Below are 16,224 nucleotides of genomic sequence, written 5' to 3'. Positions count from 1 at the left end.
GAGGGATTCCCATGTACAAAGTTCTGCTCGTAGACGATGAGCGCATCATTCTGGATGGTATTTCCCGCATGGTGGACTGGTCCGCCTATCAAACCGAGCTTGCGGGAACCGCTCAGAACGGCATCCAGGCCTACGAAAAAATCGTTAGCGATTCTCCGGATATCGTCGTGTGCGATATCCGCATGCCCGGCCTTGACGGGCTCGAGCTCGTGGCCAAAACCTATGCAAGCCATCCCCACATCAAATTCGTGCTGCTGTCCGGCTTCGGCGAATTCGAATACGCCAACCGCGCCATGCAGTACGGGGTCAAGCATTATTTGCTGAAGCCGACCGATGAGTCTAAGATCGGGGAAGCGCTGCAGGAGGTTACCTTTGACCTGGCGGATCACCGCCGCAAGGAAGCTTTCATTCAGGATATGAAGCACCGTTTCGAGAAAGTGCTTCCCCATGTGAAGGAGCAGGTGCTGAAAGAATTCGTGACGAACAAGACTTACGGTCATAATGACTTGGAGGAATATCGCAGACTGTTCCAATACGACTTCGACCGGCCGGTGCAGCTGCTGCTGTTCCAGCTGGAAGGCGAGGCGGATTACGAGCATCTATTCGCCGTGAAGAATATTGCCGAGGATCTGCTGGACACCACCCTTCTTAGCACCACCATCGGCCCGCATGTGCTGGTTCTCATTGAGGAGCGTCCCGGGCTTCAACTCCATGACCGGATCCAGGACATCCGCTGTACGTTCAAGCAGTATTACAAGCTGGACGTGACGGTTGCCATCAGCGATCCTGGGCCCGTAACGCTGGCCCGCAAGCTGTACCGCGACACGCTGCAGTGCCTGAATTACCGCTTCTACCTGGACGAGAGCGGCATCATTACGACGAACGACACGCTGCAATCCGAAGACGACAGCGGTGCATTTTCCTTCGACGAGCAGCGTCTGTGCATGCCGGTGCGGTCCGGTCACCACCAAGAGGCCCGGCAGGCGCTGAATGAATTCATCCATGAACTGAAGAGGGCCCAGCTGAGCATTGAGATGACCAAGTCCCACGCCATATCGCAGTATGTATCCCTCATTCGGCTGACGGATCCCGAGGAGATGGCGGAACGATACGAACGGATACCGGTCATCGCGGAAATGACGACTCTCCAGTCGATCCAGGCATTTCTGGAAGAAACGGTCATCGAAATTACCCAGCGGAATTATGAACGGAACACCATGAAATATAATGCGATCGTCCGGAGAATGATCGAGATTATCGAGGAACAGCTTGGCAATTCGGAGCTGACCCTGAACCTGGTCGCATGCAGCATGCTGTACATGAATGCCGACTATCTCGGAAAGCTGTTCAAAAAAGAGACCGGCGAGAAATTCTCGAATTACGTCATGAAGCTGCGCATCAAGCGCGCGACCGAGCTGATGGCGAAGGACCCGGATATCAAAATTTTCGAAATGGCCGAGCAGCTCGGCTTCGGCGACAATCCCCAGTACTTCAGCCAGGTGTTTAAGAAGCAAATGGGCTGCACGCCTTCGGAATACATGAAAAAAGAGGGCTAGGCTTGTACGTACATATCTGCTTTTTGAACAAAGTGCACGGTTTTTTTCCTTACTCTTTCCCTTGTTACACATAATAATTGGGAATGTAAGCACTATCAAACGAGTCACAGATGGGTTCATCAACCAAGGGGAGGAAATGGAATGAGAAAAGTGTTAACCGCAGTGCTCATGTGCTCCTTGCTCGGAAGCCTGATCGGCTGCTCCGGCGGGAATTCGGCCGATCAGCCTGCAAGCGCCGGAACCGATACAGCGCCGTCCGCAGCCGCCAGCGACGAGAAGGAGCCGGTAAAGCTGCGCATCGCCTGGTGGGGCGGACAGTCCCGGCACGATTACACGTTGAAGGTCATTGAAATGTATCAGGAGCAGAACCCGCACGTCACCATCGAGCCCGAATACGCCCCGTTCGACGATTACTGGAAGAAGCTTGCTCCGCAGGCGGTAGCCGGCGGTCTTCCGGACATTATTCAGATGGACATCTCCTATCTGAACCAATATGCCGGCCGCAATCAGCTTGCCGATCTGAAGCCGTTCACCGACAGCGGAGTCCTGGACGTTTCGGACGTCAGCGAGAATGCCCTGAGCGGAGGCGAGGTCAACGGCAAGCTGGTAGCGATGAACCTTGGCGTCAACGCACTCCAGACGACATTCGACGTAGAGACGATGAAGAAGAACGGCATCGATATTCCCGGCAAGGACTGGACCTGGGACGACATGGACAAAATGGGCGCGCAAGCGAAGGAAAAAGGATTTCTCATCGGTGGCTTCGCCTACCGGCATGACGTCTTCTTCCCGTATTATCTGAGAACGATCGGCCAAAAAATGTACAGCGCGGACGGCAAAACGATCGGCTATGCCGATGATCAGGCCTTTATCGATTATTTCACCCGCTACCAGAAGTGGTATGACAATGGGTACATCCTGTCGTTGGATAAGGAAGCCCAGAAGAAAGGCGTCGCGGAGGAGGATGAAATCGTGCTTGGCAACGCCATTTCCGGCACGGGCTGGTCCAACCAGTTTCTCGCCGTTGCCAATCTCGTTCCCGATCGTCCGCTGGAGCTGAATCCGATGCCGGGACCGGGCACGAAGGAAGGGCTCTTCCTGAAGCCGTCCATGTATTTCTCCGTCACGGAGACGTCGAAGCATAAGGAAGAAGCGGCGAAATTCATCAGCTTCTTCATCAACGACATCGAGGCAAATAAGCTGATCAAGGGCGAGCGTGGCGTGCCGGTATCCGCTAAAGTCAAGGAAGCGCTGAAGCCGCTGCTCTCCGAGAATGAGGCGAAAATATTCGATTACGTCACCTGGGCCGAGGCGAACAGCAGCCCTGGCGATCCGCCGAATCCGATCGGTGCCGTGGAAATCGAGAAGCTGCTTCGCGATCTCAGCGAGCGCATCCTGTACAAGAAAATATCGGTGGAGGATGCGGCTGCCGAATTCCGCAAGGAAGCGAATGCGATCCTGGCCAGATCCCAGCAGTAGTTCCGGATGCACCTAACTTGAGGCATCCCCTTTCAAACGTACGTCAGGTACGGGGCAGGGGGTGCCTTTATGATGACACCGGACCGGGCGGACCTCTGGTTTTTAAACAAAATGGACGGTTTTCTTCATAACGCCCTCTCGGTCAGACTTTCTATAATGGAACTATCCGCCAGCGAATTCGCCCGCCGGACGGGCGCTGTCAAATTTGAAAGACGAGGGGTTGAAAATGATGAATAGACTTCGCGAGAACGAGCATATCACCGGATACGTATTCTCCGCTCCGTTCGTTCTTGGCTTTCTGATCTTTACGCTGTATCCGATCCTGTCGTCCCTCTACTATTCGTTCACCAACTATAACCTGATGGAGGCGCCAAGCTGGCTCGGCCTCGGCAATTATGAGCGGATGTTCACGGAGGACGATAAAATCGGAAAATCGTTTCAGGTGACCTTTACATACGTATTCGCCAGCGTCCCGCTTCGGCTTATCTTTGCACTCTTCGTGGCAATGATCCTGAATACGGCGACCAAGGCGGTCGGGCTGTACCGCTCGGCCTTTTACCTGCCGTCCCTGATCGGCGGCAGCGTCGCGGTCGCGATTATGTGGCAGCAAATCTTCGGCGACCAAGGGCTCGTCAACTCCGCCCTCTCGCTCTTCGGCATCGAATCCAGCACATCCTGGATCGGCAATCCGAGCACGGCGCTGTGGACACTCATCGCCTTGTCGGTCTGGCAGTTCGGCTCATCGATGATTATTTTCCTTGCCGGACTCAAGAACATTCCGAAGGATTATTACGAAGCGGCCAGCGTCGACGGCGCAAATGCCGTGCACCGATTCTTCAAGATTACGCTCCCGCTGCTGAGCCCGATCATTTTGTTCAATCTGACGCTGCAGACCATCTCCGCCTTCCTGACCTTCACCCCCGCTTATATCATCTCGCGCGGTGAAGGCGGTCCGCTGGATCAGACGCTGCTGTACTCGCTTTACCTGTACCGCAAAGCCTTTTCGCATTTTGAAATGGGCTACGCATCGGCGCTTGCCTGGGTCATGCTCGTCATTGTCGGCGTCCTTACCCTGCTCATCTTCAGATCTTCCACCCGCTGGGTTCATTACGAATCGAAAGGAGACTGACGGCTATGACCAAATCCGGACGCATTCTGTATCATACACTGGTCGGGCTGTTCGCCCTGTGCATGACCTATCCGATCCTGTGGCTCGCCGCCAGCTCGCTGAAGCCCAATCACGAAATCTTTACGACCGCCTACAGTCTCATTCCCAACAAGCTCGAATTCTCGAACTATGCAACAGGCTGGAAGGGATTTGCCGGAACGACCTTCGGGACCTTCTTCAAGAATTCCTTCATTATCGTCATCATCTCAACGATCGGTGCCGTCGTATCTTCCGCATTAGTGGCTTTTGGTCTGGCTAGGACAAGGTTTTTCGGTCAAAAATTTTGGTTCGCCTGCATGATGATCACCATGATGCTGCCGCATGACGTCGTCATCGTCCCGCAGTACGTGATGTTCGCCAATTTCGGCTGGATCTCGACGTTCAAGCCGCTGATCGTCCCCCATTTCTTCGGGGTTCCGTTCTTCATCTTTCTGATTATGCAGTTTATCCGCACGATCCCGCGGGAGCTCGATGAAGCCGCAAGGATCGACGGCTGCAGCAAGTACGGCATCTTCATCCGGGTCGTTGTGCCCTTGATCGTTCCGGCCTTGATCACGTGTTCCATCTTCTCCTTTTACTGGAGATGGGATGATTTCATCAACCCGCTGATCTACCTGAACCAGCCGGAGAAATACCCGGTGTCGTTGGCGCTCAAGCTGTTCCTCGATGGGGAATCGCTCAACAACTGGGGCGGAATGTTTGCCATGGCCACCCTGTCGCTGCTGCCGGTCGTGATCGTATTTTTCATCTTCCAAAAATATATCGTCGAAGGGATCAGCACAACAGGCTTGAAAGGTTAATCCCCAAATTTCTCCCTCTTAAGGAGGCTTAATATGAAAGGAGCTGCAGCTATGCCGGCACTCGTATTTGATGAACAGTATATCGGGCAAGTCATGGATAAGGTGGTGGAGCGGACCTTCCGCATGGACTTCAGCTGGGATTGGCCCGGCGGGGTTGCGTTTTACGGCGTTTGCGAGGCGTATGAAGCGACGGGCAAAATGGAATATCTGGAGCAGCTGAAGACATGGGTCGACGAAAATATGGAGGATGGTCTGCCAAAGCTGTCTGTGAACGGCGTCTCGATCGGACATTCCCTCTTAACGCTGTATAACGTCTACGGCGATGAGCGTTATATCGAAACGGCCAAGGAGATGGCCGAATACCTCACTCACGATGCCGTTCGATTCGGAGAAGGGATCTTTCAGCACACCGTCAACTCCGAAGCCTATAACTTCCCTGAGCAGGCATGGGTGGACACGATGTTCATGGCCGGTTACTTCCTGCTGCGCATTGGAGCGCTGCTCGGCCGTGACGATTACTTCGAGGACGGGCTGCGGCAGTACCACGGCCATGAGAATTGTCTGCAGGATCCGGTGACGAATCTGTACTATCATGGCTGGGACAATATTGCCGGCAATCATATGTCGGGGGTATTTTGGTGCCGCGGCAATGCCTGGGCCGCCCTTACGATGGCGCGCGCATTGGAGCTCGTACCGGTTACGCACCCTTCCTTCATGATCATTGAAGGCTCGCTTCGGGATCAGCTGAGCTCGCTCGTACGGCTGCAGCATGAATCCGGGCTGTGGCACACCATTACGACGGATCCGCAGTCGCCGCTGGAAACGTCGGGATCGGCGGGGATCGCAACCGCATTGCTGACCAAGGGGCGCATCTACAATAAATACACCCAGAAATCGATCGACGGCATCCTGACCAAAATTACCGAGGATGGGACCGTAACCGGCGTTTCGGCCGGAACGGCCGTCATGAAAAATGCTGCTGGTTATATAGGCGTGCCCGACAAGCGAATTCAGGGGTGGGGACAAGGATTGACGCTGGCATTTCTGGCCGAAGTGCTCAAGGTCAAGAATAATCCGTATTAGTAGATACAAGAAAGGCTGCCGTACAGGGAACGATGAGTGTTCTCTTGAAGGCAGCCTGTTTCTTTTAGCTCAAAATTATTCGAAATAATAATAATAGCTATACTACTGAACCCGGATCTAGTTACTCGACTTACTTATCTTGTTATTCGTGTTGTTATTCGTCCTGTTATTCGTGATTGTTACTCGTGTTGTTACTCGCCTTGATTCTCCTCCTGCTCACCCTGTTCAGCCTTGCCTTCTTCCGCCTTCTGCTTCGGATGCGGCGTCCCGTCAAGGCCATACACCTCGTCATAGGCATCGAAGATTTTGCGTGCGACCGGTGCGGCGCTTTGAGAGCCAAAGCCGCCTTCAGGGATGACAACCACGACCGCCAGCTTCGGCTTCTCTCGGGGAGCAAACGCGATGAACACGCCATTGTCCTTTCTCCCTGCCGGTGAATCCTGCTCGGACGTGCCGGTTTTGCGGGCAAAGTCGTACGGGAAGCCTTCAAACCCGGCAATCCCCTGCGTATTCATGCCTCGCTTGATAACCTGCCAGTATTCCTGCGGAAGCTTGACTTCGTCGATTACTTCCCTGCCGAATTCCTTGACAATGTTCCCGTTCTGGTCGGTGATCTTGCTCACGAGCTGCGGCTTGATCCGCTTCCCTTCATTAGCCAGCATCACCGTGTATTGGGCCAGCTGCAGCGGCGTATATTTACCCATTTGGCCGAAGGAGGCATAAGCCAGCGCAGCGAGATTGCTGCCTGCAGCTTCCTTATTGAGGTATTCCGCCCTCCCTTCATTCTCAAGGGGCAATCCGCTGCCGGTGACAACGCCGAGTCCGAACCGCTTCATATACTGATCCCATACTTTAACGGCTTTATCACCGCCGTATTTGTCATACAGCTTCTCCCCGACCTGATCGATCATAAAGGCATTGGACGAGGTCTGAATCGCTTGGTCCGGCCGGATCCGGCCAATCACATGACCGCCGGCGTTTCGGATCGGCGTTTCACTGCCCTCTTTGCCGATCAAGGCATAGCCCTGGTCCGGGTACGTATCGTATGGCGTGAACAGGCCTTCATTGAGCCCGATCAGCACCGTCAGCGGCTTGATGACCGATCCGAGATAGATCATCGATTCAAATCCATTGCCCGACCGGCCCGAGCCGAAGATCGTTATCGTCCCGTTACCGGAAGAGTTGACGACCTCCTGGGTGATTTTATCCCCGCTCCCCCATATGTTAGGGTCATAATCCGGGATGCTGGCCATCGCCACGACGTTGCCAGTGTCCACCTCCATAGCGACGGCATAACCGGTCAGCGCATCCCGATGATACTTCCCGGAGATCAGATGGGTACGAAGATACTGCAACCGCTCGGTAATGGCTTCCTCAGCCGCAAGCTGGATATCCTTATGAATCGTCGTATGGACATCGAGCCCTTTCTCCGGGGCTGCCATGGACGGGACGCCGTCCACCATGTTCTGCGGATTAATCGGAATGCTGATATACCCGCTTTTGCCGCGCAGCTCTTTCTGAAACATCCGCTCAAGTCCGTCATAGCCAACCCAATCCTCTTCGTTGTAGATCAATCCTGGATCGTCCTGCCCCTTATTCGCCTCATCGATTTCGGCATATTCCTTGAAATCTTTTGAGCCCTTGAATTTCTTCAGGTACCCGATCGTCTGGACCGCAACCGTGTCTGGGTCGTAATGCCTCACATTCTCCTCCACGATCTGAATGCCCGGGTACCGCGAGCGGTTCTCCATGAAATGAGCGATCTCCTGCTTCGTCAAATCCGATTTGATCCGTCTGGGCGCATAGCCGTGCTGCTTCGTATACTCCAGATCCAGGGCGTCAATCACCTCTTCGGTTGTCATCGGTTTGCCTTTCGGATCCCCGTATTGGGCGAAGACCTTTGCGATGTCCTTCGCCATCGCTTCGATTTCCGGCCGGTTCTTCTGCCCCCTCTCCGTGTTCTTGTTATAATCCTTCATCAGCGTGATATATAAGGTATGAGTCCCCGTCGAATAAGCCAGCTTCTCGCCGGAGGCATCGATAATGCTTCCCCGGATCGGCTGAAGCGTGAATTTTTTCAGCTCCCCCCCGGACTCCTTTTCAGCAAGCTCAGGGCCCTCCACGAATTGCAGAACGGCCATGCGGATGATAAGGATACAAAAGATGAGGAAAGCGCCGAAAAAGAACAGATTGACCCGCCGGTTGAATTGACGCTTCACGTCCCCTTCATCGGGATCGCTCATGTAAGGAGGAAATCCCTTGATCATGCTCCTGCTCTCCTTTCCAGGACAAGGTTAATCCATCCAGACCGGAAGATCGGGATGATTGTTATAGCGAAACAAACGGTCCAGCTGCTCGGCCGTATTTCGCTCTTCAGACAATGGGGGAAGCGCGTCACGTTCAAAGAAGCCGACCGCCGACGTTTCTGTGCCGATGCCCGCAGCCCCCCCTGTGATTTCGCATTGGATAAACATTTTATATACATGAAAAGGCGACGGCGGATGCCGATGAAATTTTTTATCCAGAACAGCCAGCAGCCGCACTGCGCGTACTTCATAACCCGCCTCCTCCTGTACTTCCTTAACGGCCACCTCCGACGGCGACAGACCGATGTCCGCCCATCCGCCCGGCAATGCCCAGGCTCCGTCGGCTTTCTCCCGAACGAGCAGCAGCTTCCCGTCCTGGAAGATAACCGCGCGCACATCCACCTTCGGCGTCTGGTATCCCGTTTCACTGGCAAATAAGGTGCGGATCTTATCTTCGCCCGCTTCTGTATATTCCTGCATAATCGATATGCTGAGCGCTCTCAGCTGCTCGAACCGTTCTTGGTCGTAAACATCCTTGGTATAGGCGAGGCCAGCTTGGCTGATCGCTTGTATTTCCTTTACCCACTCCAACCATTTCAGCATGCTTGTCTCATTCCTTTTTCATGAACTTGTGTCCCCGGAACCGCTCTCAATCAAATTTGGGACATAATGGAAGACCGTAACCATCCAATTATACCATATTTTCTCGGAAATATATGATGAACTATAGAGCAAGTCTCCCTAAAAAAATGAAAAAGGCTCCGCCATGCTCGGGTCGTTGCAACCCTTAGGCGGAGCCCGGTTCAGATCCCTCGTTCGAGGCCGTCTGAGTGTTACTTCTCTTCTTTTTGCGTGCTCTTGATCAAAGCATAGGCAAGATGGCCGACCATCCCGAGGAACAAGCCGGTTCCAACGACGATATAGATCATCGTAAACACCTTTCCGAGTGAAGTTTGCGGAGCAAAGTCGGGGTGGCCGACCGTGCTCAGCGTAGCAACGCAGAAATACAGTGCGTCCAGCACGGACAAGCCCTCTTGCTTTGTATAGAACATCGTCCCCGAGATCAGCATGATGACGATCAGGACAAACAATGCAACGAAATTGCGCTGCTTGAACGCATGAACCAGCCCCTTGAGCAGCCGTTTTAATGTTAGCAGAAATGAAATCATGTTCGGTTAACCGCCTTATTTTTTCCCTGTAGGAATCTAGTCTGAAATCGTGTCTAAAAATCGCAGCATGGAACGGCAGTGAAGCACTCGATCCATTCCCCCATATCTTATGGCTGGAGCATCAACAGCTCCCGGATATCCTCCTCGGTCCAGCTCGGGAGCCAATCCTCACCCGATTGGATGACCTCGTCGATCAGATCCTTTTTCTTCTGCTGCAAGGTTATCATCTTATCCTCAATGGTATCCCTGGCTACCATCCGGATCACCTGAACGATTTTCTTCTGTCCGATCCGGTGCGCCCGGTCTGCCGCCTGTTCCTCAACCGCCGGATTCCACCACAGATCATAGAGGATCACCGTATCCGCTCCAGTCAGATTAAGCCCTGTTCCCCCGGCCTTCAAGGAGATCAGAAAAATCTCGCGCTCGCCTTCGTTGAAACGGCTGCACAGCGAGGCCCGCTCGGCCGGTGGGGTCTGTCCATCGAGGTAAAAGAACGGCACCCCGCGCCGTCCCAGCTCCTGGCTGATCAGCTTCAACATAGTGGTGAACTGCGAGAAGACGAGGACGCGTCTTCCCGCATGGAGGCATTCGGCGAGCGTCTCCAGCAGCTGCTCGAACTTCGCGGAGCTGCCCTCATAGCCTTCCACGAACAATGCAGGGTGACAGCATATTTGTCGCAGGCGGGTCAAGCCGGCCAATATCCGGATTCGGCTCTTCTGGAAGCCGTCCTTGGCGAGATGCTTCAGCGTCTCTTGTCTTAGCTTGGCCAAATAAGCCGTATACAGCTTCTTCTGCTCCAGGAGGAGTGCTGAGGACTGCAGTGTCTCGATTTTATCCGGCAGCTCTTTCAGCACATCCGACTTCAGCCTCCGCAGCAAGAAAGGTCGGATCCGTGTTGCGACCGTTTCCCTCGGCAAATCCTGAAAAGCCTTTCGTCCACCGAACAAGGCAGGGAATACCGCATCATAGATGGACCAGAGCTCTTCCATCCGATTTTCCATCGGGGTGCCGGTCAAGGCAAACCGGTACCGGCTGCTGATCGTCTTCACCGCCTGTGCAGTCTGCGTCGCATCATTCTTAAAGGCTTGGGCTTCGTCAAATATCGCGGCGTGGAACATCCGTTTTGCATAATCGGCCATGTCCATGCGAAGCAGCTGATACGAGGTGATCCATACATCCGCCTCCCCTTCACTGCGGATCAGCTTCTTCCGTTCAAGCCGGGAGCCGTCCATGACGGCTGCTCGAATCTCCGGCGCGAACCGGGCAATCTCGCTCTGCCAATTATAAAGCAGAGAAGCCGGGGCCACGATCAGGACGGGTTCTCCAGTCTTTCGAATTTCCGGTAGAAGGGACAGCACGAACGCGATGCTCTGGACCGTTTTTCCAAGACCCATATCATCAGCCAATATTCCGCCGAACCGGTAGTGGGCCAAGGTGCGCATCCACTGGTATCCATACTTCTGGTAATCTCTCAAGACCGGCTCGAGGCTTGGCGGTACCGGGAAGTCCAGATCATCGGGATGTTTGACATGCTGAAGCATTTGTCTGAGCGATTTGCCCAGTTGTACTGATGATGACGCGCTCTCCCAGCCCAGCAGCTGCAGTCCTTGAACGGCCGGCAATCTGGCTGTACCGTTCTCCGCATAGCTGCTCCATGCTCCTAACCGGTTCATGGCAGCTATGATCGCCTGCAATGCCTCGCCCTCCAAGGGCATCAGCGCGCCGCTCGGGAGACGGTGGTATTTCCGTTTCTCCTCAAGCGAGCGGATCAAGCTCCGAATCTCGGATTCCGGTATGCCGTCAAGCTCAAACTTCAGCTCCAGCCAATCGGTCCGCTCATCGATGTCCACTTTCAATTTCGGCGCAGCATGCTCCCGGAATATTCGCTCCTTCACGGCTGACGTGGCATATACCGTAAGCAGCTTCTCCAGCTCGGGAACGATATGGTGCAGAAATTCAAATTCGGCATCCTCGTCGTTCATATAGTATCCGCCGTCCGTTTTGGCGAAATCCGCCTCCTCCATGAGGCGCAGGATCCGCTGTTCCCGTTCTCCGTCCCGGACGAGAATGGCACTGCCGTCGTGCGCTGCACGGTTTCCGTCGAGGGGATTGATTACGATATCGCCGTATTGAAAATCCAGGCCGGCCAGCAAGCGTCCTTTTACCCGATCAAGGTACAGCTTGGCTTTGAGCGGGGAGCGAATCATTTTGTCGGACACGGCCTTTGCAATATGCACGCTTCCGAGCTTCATAAGCCCGGGAATTACCTTCTCCATCATGGATTCCATGATGCCCCCCGATATCGGCACAGCAGGCGGATACGTCCGCTCGAGCAGTTCTTTCATCTCGGATAGCCTGGCCCCATCTTGGGGCGTAAGCTCGGCAAGCTTCCCGTCAACGACGGCGGCTCCGTATTCCTCCAGAATCTGCAGACGGTCCAGCCCCTGAACATACATCACATATTGCGTATCTCCGGACGGTTCCACTTCAAACCGGATCGGGAGCGGCTCCTGGTATGCTTGCAGCTTGTCCGTCAGGATCCCGTCGACCGACAGCAGACAGCTTCCGGACGCAGCCGCCAGCGCTTTGATCTTTGGCCAGAACGAGGGCGGGATGAAGAGCATCCGCTCACTCCCGGCCTTTTTGCCAGGGGGACTGTAAAAGCCGAAGGTCTGCTGAACCATTCGTTCATGGTCGTAAATACGGATCAGCTCCTGAAGCAGGTCGTCATCCTCCTTCTTAAATCCATGCCGCTCCGGATCATAGGTGAAGTTCTTTGTAAACGTGCACGGCTCCAGTCTTCTAACGCATTCCAGAAAATCACGAATCCGGTGCACCGCATACAGCCGCTTCTGGCCGACTCTCATTTCGATGCCCAACCGATTCTTTCCGCTGCTAAATGGAATCAGCTTTAAGATAAATTCCGTCTGCAAGATCTCCCTTGTGTCAAAACGTGAGGCAGCACTGGAATACCGATACCCCGGATCGGCGAACAGACCGAGCAGCCGATTGCCGATCTGGGGATCCATCTCCCAATCGTCCGCCGGCATGAACGAATTGCCCTTAGCTCGCGGGGTTAGCAGCCCGTTCTCTTCTTCTCCAGGCTTCGTACCATGCAGCAGGGATGGGTACTTCCGTTCGTCACCTTCACTTGGTTGCTCCAGTTCCTGGATTGTCAGCAGCACGGCTGCCATGTGACCGCATCGATGCGACGTTGAATGATGGAAGCCGCAGCTGCATTCCGCAATGATATCTCCTTCTTCATCGATCCGTATCCGGACGATCCCGGATGTTCGATCCGCGACCTCCGCATCATATATCCGGTTATCGAGGTCCCGCTTCAGCATGTGAACTCTGCCGCCCCGGTATAGTTGATGCCCCTTCTCATAGGAGGCTTTTCCGCACCACTGTTTAATGATTCGTTCCGTCAACCGGTTGCTCATCCGTCCAATCCCTTTCTTTCTCGCTTGTTACACAACAGTATACCACGTTCGGAACAAGGTCAGAATTTGCTCGTCTCAGAATACTACACCGGTACATGCACCTGCATATTGATATATTTGGAAGCACCTACTATGATAAGGATGAAATAATCAATAATGGATTGATACATAAAGGAGTTCGATTGTCATGAAGAAAAAGATAACCGTTCTGCTCTCGCTTGCTCTGCTCACTACTCTTGCACTGGGTCATACCAGCACTGATATTGCAGACGCCAAATCCACCGAAGTGAAAAAATACAAAAACTGCAAAGAGATGAATAAAGATTACCCTGGAGGCGTTGCCCGGTCCGCATCCGTCAAGAACAAAGGCGGCAAGACGAAATACAAGCCTTATGTATCCAAAGCGCTGTATGACGCCAACACAGCCAGGGATCGTGACAAGGATAAGATCGCTTGCGAGCGATAATCGGATAAGCTGCATTGGGCTAAGTTCAATGGTCAAGTTCAATGGATTAAACTCGTACCCGCTAGAAAACAAAAGAAAACGAAACTAAAAAACCTGCCGTAGTCGGCAGGTTTTTTAGTTCTATCGGAGCATCCTCCTATAGACGCTTAGAGTACAGCACCGTTTCATCCAGCTTGCCGACGAAATGGCAAAGTCCGGGATAACGCCTGCTTGGACATGACCGAGAGTTCGGTACAAGATGAGGAGACATTTGCCGATCAGATTCCGGGATACTCACTATTCAGAGAGCAGCGACATGATACGCTCTTTCATAAACCGATAGCTGGGTTCATGGTCCTTCTTGGCATAGAATCGAAGCCCGTCGATTCCCTTGAATAATTGGTAACAGAGCAGTCGTTCCCGGAAATGCGGAATGTCGTCACCTTGTTGCTCGACTGCCATCTTCAAACGTTTGGGAAACTCAAGCTGAGGCGCCCATAAATCCATGACCGCAACATCGAACATGAAATCGCCGTACATCGCCATTTCCCAGTCCACAATTCCGGATAATTGGTCCTCTGCCGCCAGCATATTGCCCAAATGAAAATCCCCATGCACGAGATAGCGCTCTTTCGGCGCAAATGCAGCAAGCTCTACCATCTTTTCATACAAGCGGTAAAAAAGGTCCTTCTCCAAAAAGCTGCTGTCAAACAGATCGGTCCAGCCATCGTAAAATCCTCCCTGGTCCTTGGCGAAGGTAGCCTTGAGGTAATCGGTCCACGTGCCATGCGCTGCTTTGCCCTCAGGCGTGAACCAGCCGTAGCCTTCGCTGTTATCGCCTACCGTAATCCGGTGAAGGCGAATATACTGCTCGATCAGACTGGGAATGACTTGACGGATGGAAGCCGGCTGAAGCGTGCTGATAGGCACCCCCGGCATTTGATCCGAGATTGAAAAATGGATGGCGCCTGCGTTTCCGATCTTGTATACCTTCGGGACGGGCAAGCCATATACAGCCCCATACCGATCATGGATCCATCGTTCTTTCTCCAGACTGTCGCGATTATCCTTGAAATGAATGACATACGCTTTGCCGTCTTTTTCATAACGGAATACCCTGCTGAGCTCCCCCATCTCGATGGGACTAACGTTCGTTATATGCTCACCCTCAATTGCCCGGAGATGGCTTATGGCTGTATCCGTATCCATCTCAGGCTTGAAGCTCTTCATGGTTCACAACCTCCGTCATTTCGGTGATATCGTCATTTTTGGAGATCTTCCACCTCCGGTATAGCGTTAGAAACAACTCATTCAAATTGCAGGAAAGTCCGGAGGCCGAAAGATGGACGGTTGCATTCGTCATCCTTTTATTCATTCTCATCAGCTTCTGTTTCCACTCAGGCAACCTAGCCAGGATCTCATCCGGATGATGCACCTCGATTCCAATAAACCGCTCATTCATGACTTGGTAAATATCGATGCTTTTAATCTCATTCCATGGAATCGCCCCAACGCTTACATAGGAGGAACGATCGATAATTCCCTCATCATTGATAACCAGCGCCGGTTTACGCTGCACAAGCTTACTCGTGGAAAAGACCAGCATCGCTCCGAAAAATACGGTACAGATGAATCCAGCGATCACCAGAACAATTAAACGATCCGCTAAGCCGGCATATAGCATAAAGATTCCGAGCGCAACGAAGAAGAGAGAGCCTAACAAAATTTTGGTTACTTTGGGTTTAATATGGATTTCTTCTTGTCTGTGCACCTGTTTTACACTCCTTATAGCTTTAAATCATATAGGATTGTCTACTCCTTCGCCGGATCCACTTCAAATTCCCGCACGAATACCGCCGTTCCCGTTATGTATACCTCCATTTTCCCAAATTCGCGGTCAACCGTAACCTGGACCCGTCCATTTTTGCCGATCTCCTGTCCCTGCTCAACCATCATCTGTATGGAAGGCCATTCAGGCTGTATGTAGGTTAGATAGTAGGCGCCCATAACACCCGATGCGGTTCCGGTAACAGGATCTTCGATGGTGCCGGAATATGGGGACGAGAAATGTCTGGCATGCATCAGGGCTGACGGATCTATCGTTTCCATGCAGAACGGATGCAGGGAAGCTTTGGGATTCTGCGTTAAAATCTCCGGAAATTTGCGGTTGTCGGGAATCATCCGGCTGAAGCTGTCCAGCTTCTTCACGGGAATCAACAACGTCCAGATTCCGGTACTGCCGTATACAATCGGCTTCGTCAGATCAAGCTCGTCACGATGCAATCCGATCGCTGAGGCCAGCAAGTCCACATCGCCTTCAAATTCGACAAACTGCGGAGAATCCTGCTTCATCGTGATGCTAGGCTGCACGTCGTTATTTTCGAATCTGACCGGCAGTACGCCCGTCTTCGTCTCGATCGTATACGTATCCTTCGCATCCAGCAATCCTCTCGTCTTGAGTGCATACATGGATGCCATCGTCGCATGCCCGCATAGATTCATCTCATGACCAGGCGTAAAATAACGCAGCCGAATATCCGCCTGATCCGAATGCATGACAAACGTCGTTTCATTGAATCCGACCTGTTTGGCAATTTTCAGCATGTCTTCCTCCGTCAAATGATCCGCATCAAGCACGACTCCGGCAGGATTCCCCTTGTCGGGCACGATCGAAAACGCATCATACTGAAACACGGTCACCATGTTCATCGCTCCCCCCACTTTCTCTCATCACGGACGATGAGATCGCATGGATACAATTTGAGAAAATCTTAT

The 16,224-nt window shown here is 53.0% G+C and carries 14 protein-coding genes; 7 read left to right on the top strand and 7 right to left on the bottom strand.

Annotated elements, in window-relative coordinates; all coding sequences use genetic code 11:
• Positions 1–11 precede the first annotated feature (11 nt).
• The 6 genes from NST44_RS15230 (at position 12) to NST44_RS15205 (ending at position 6,086) form a co-directional block, all read left to right on the top strand.
• A complete protein-coding gene (locus NST44_RS15230) occupies positions 12–1,556 on the top strand; it encodes a response regulator transcription factor (protein WP_210094723.1) in 1,545 nt (514 codons plus the stop codon).
• Between the two features lie 141 nt (positions 1,557–1,697).
• Positions 1,698–3,035, top strand: a complete 1,338-nt coding sequence (locus tag NST44_RS15225) for an ABC transporter substrate-binding protein (RefSeq protein ID WP_028405384.1) — start codon at positions 1,698–1,700, stop codon at positions 3,033–3,035.
• Between the two features lie 69 nt (positions 3,036–3,104).
• Positions 3,105–3,272, top strand: coding sequence for a hypothetical protein (locus tag NST44_RS15220; RefSeq protein ID WP_186332934.1), 168 nt, complete (start codon positions 3,105–3,107; stop codon positions 3,270–3,272).
• Positions 3,265–4,164 (top strand): carbohydrate ABC transporter permease, encoded by a 900-nt coding sequence (locus NST44_RS15215; RefSeq protein ID WP_028405385.1) that lies wholly within the window; start codon positions 3,265–3,267, stop codon positions 4,162–4,164. The genes NST44_RS15220 and NST44_RS15215 overlap by 8 nt, the downstream gene beginning before the upstream one ends.
• Positions 4,165–4,169: 5 nt before the next feature.
• On the top strand, positions 4,170–5,003 hold the full coding sequence (locus tag NST44_RS15210) for a carbohydrate ABC transporter permease (RefSeq protein WP_144870845.1): 834 nt from the start codon (positions 4,170–4,172) through the stop codon (positions 5,001–5,003).
• Positions 5,004–5,054: 51 nt separating this feature from the next.
• On the top strand, positions 5,055–6,086 hold the full coding sequence (locus tag NST44_RS15205; protein WP_210094807.1) for a glycoside hydrolase family 88/105 protein: 1,032 nt from the start codon (positions 5,055–5,057) through the stop codon (positions 6,084–6,086).
• Between the two features lie 191 nt (positions 6,087–6,277).
• On the opposite strand, the gene NST44_RS15200 is transcribed toward NST44_RS15205, so the two are convergent.
• From NST44_RS15200 to NST44_RS15185, 4 genes are all read right to left on the bottom strand, one after another.
• Positions 6,278–8,353 (bottom strand): peptidoglycan D,D-transpeptidase FtsI family protein, encoded by a 2,076-nt coding sequence (locus tag NST44_RS15200; protein ID WP_340900030.1) that lies wholly within the window; start codon positions 8,351–8,353, stop codon positions 6,278–6,280.
• 27 nt (positions 8,354–8,380) lie between these two features.
• Entirely contained in the window at positions 8,381–8,995 is a 615-nt protein-coding gene (locus NST44_RS15195; RefSeq protein ID WP_210094725.1) for an NUDIX hydrolase, read from the bottom strand.
• 230 nt (positions 8,996–9,225) lie between these two features.
• Complete coding sequence (locus NST44_RS15190) at positions 9,226–9,561, bottom strand: potassium channel family protein (protein WP_007132211.1); 336 nt, start codon at positions 9,559–9,561, stop codon at positions 9,226–9,228.
• Positions 9,562–9,668: 107 nt separating this feature from the next.
• The gene (locus NST44_RS15185; protein ID WP_340900029.1) at positions 9,669–13,004 is read right to left on the bottom strand and encodes a DEAD/DEAH box helicase; all 3,336 of its coding nucleotides are present in this window, start codon (positions 13,002–13,004) and stop codon (positions 9,669–9,671) included.
• A 187-nt stretch (positions 13,005–13,191) separates the two neighbouring features.
• Between NST44_RS15185 and NST44_RS15180 the strand changes: the two genes are divergently transcribed.
• Positions 13,192–13,470 (top strand): excalibur calcium-binding domain-containing protein, encoded by a 279-nt coding sequence (locus NST44_RS15180; protein ID WP_007132213.1) that lies wholly within the window; start codon positions 13,192–13,194, stop codon positions 13,468–13,470.
• Between the two features lie 276 nt (positions 13,471–13,746).
• Here the strand turns inward: NST44_RS15180 and NST44_RS15175 are convergent, their stop codons facing one another.
• The 3 genes from NST44_RS15175 to NST44_RS15165 are packed head-to-tail and all read right to left on the bottom strand — an operon-like array spanning position 13,747 to position 16,158.
• Positions 13,747–14,679 (bottom strand): phosphotransferase family protein, encoded by a 933-nt coding sequence (locus NST44_RS15175; protein WP_007132214.1) that lies wholly within the window; start codon positions 14,677–14,679, stop codon positions 13,747–13,749.
• Positions 14,660–15,220, bottom strand: a complete 561-nt coding sequence (locus NST44_RS15170; RefSeq protein ID WP_007132215.1) for an STM3941 family protein — start codon at positions 15,218–15,220, stop codon at positions 14,660–14,662. Before NST44_RS15170 ends, NST44_RS15175 begins: the two co-directional genes overlap by 20 nt.
• A 41-nt stretch (positions 15,221–15,261) precedes the next feature.
• Positions 15,262–16,158 carry a PhzF family phenazine biosynthesis protein gene (locus tag NST44_RS15165; RefSeq protein ID WP_040740083.1) on the bottom strand — a complete coding sequence of 299 codons (897 nt, stop codon included), beginning with the start codon at positions 16,156–16,158 and terminating at the stop codon, positions 15,262–15,264.
• Positions 16,159–16,224: the final 66 nt, after the last annotated feature.

Source organism: Paenibacillus sp. FSL W8-0919, assembly GCF_038003785.1.
GTDB classification, from domain to species: domain Bacteria; phylum Bacillota; class Bacilli; order Paenibacillales; family Paenibacillaceae; genus Paenibacillus_AQ; species Paenibacillus_AQ lactis.
Note: the sequence above shows the minus strand (reverse complement) of the source record. Positions and strands in the feature narration are given on the sequence as shown.

Excerpts from the sequence above, each read along its gene's own strand:
- NST44_RS15220 (WP_186332934.1), top strand. The coding sequence starts at position 3,105 with ATGATGACACCGGACCGGGCGGACCTCTGGTTTTTAAACAAAATGGAC.
- NST44_RS15225 (WP_028405384.1), top strand. The coding sequence starts at position 1,698 with ATGAGAAAAGTGTTAACCGCAGTGCTCATGTGCTCCTTGCTCGGAAGC.
- NST44_RS15230 (WP_210094723.1), top strand. The coding sequence starts at position 12 with ATGTACAAAGTTCTGCTCGTAGACGATGAGCGCATCATTCTGGATGGT.
- NST44_RS15165 (WP_040740083.1), bottom strand. The coding sequence starts at position 16,158 with ATGAACATGGTGACCGTGTTTCAGTATGATGCGTTTTCGATCGTGCCC.
- NST44_RS15185 (WP_340900029.1), bottom strand. The coding sequence starts at position 13,004 with ATGAGCAACCGGTTGACGGAACGAATCATTAAACAGTGGTGCGGAAAA.
- NST44_RS15180 (WP_007132213.1), top strand. The coding sequence starts at position 13,192 with ATGAAGAAAAAGATAACCGTTCTGCTCTCGCTTGCTCTGCTCACTACT.
- NST44_RS15210 (WP_144870845.1), top strand. The coding sequence starts at position 4,170 with ATGACCAAATCCGGACGCATTCTGTATCATACACTGGTCGGGCTGTTC.
- NST44_RS15195 (WP_210094725.1), bottom strand. The coding sequence starts at position 8,995 with ATGCTGAAATGGTTGGAGTGGGTAAAGGAAATACAAGCGATCAGCCAA.
- NST44_RS15200 (WP_340900030.1), bottom strand. The coding sequence starts at position 8,353 with ATGATCAAGGGATTTCCTCCTTACATGAGCGATCCCGATGAAGGGGAC.
- NST44_RS15175 (WP_007132214.1), bottom strand. The coding sequence starts at position 14,679 with ATGAAGAGCTTCAAGCCTGAGATGGATACGGATACAGCCATAAGCCAT.
- NST44_RS15205 (WP_210094807.1), top strand. The coding sequence starts at position 5,055 with ATGCCGGCACTCGTATTTGATGAACAGTATATCGGGCAAGTCATGGAT.
- NST44_RS15215 (WP_028405385.1), top strand. The coding sequence starts at position 3,265 with ATGAATAGACTTCGCGAGAACGAGCATATCACCGGATACGTATTCTCC.
- NST44_RS15190 (WP_007132211.1), bottom strand. The coding sequence starts at position 9,561 with ATGATTTCATTTCTGCTAACATTAAAACGGCTGCTCAAGGGGCTGGTT.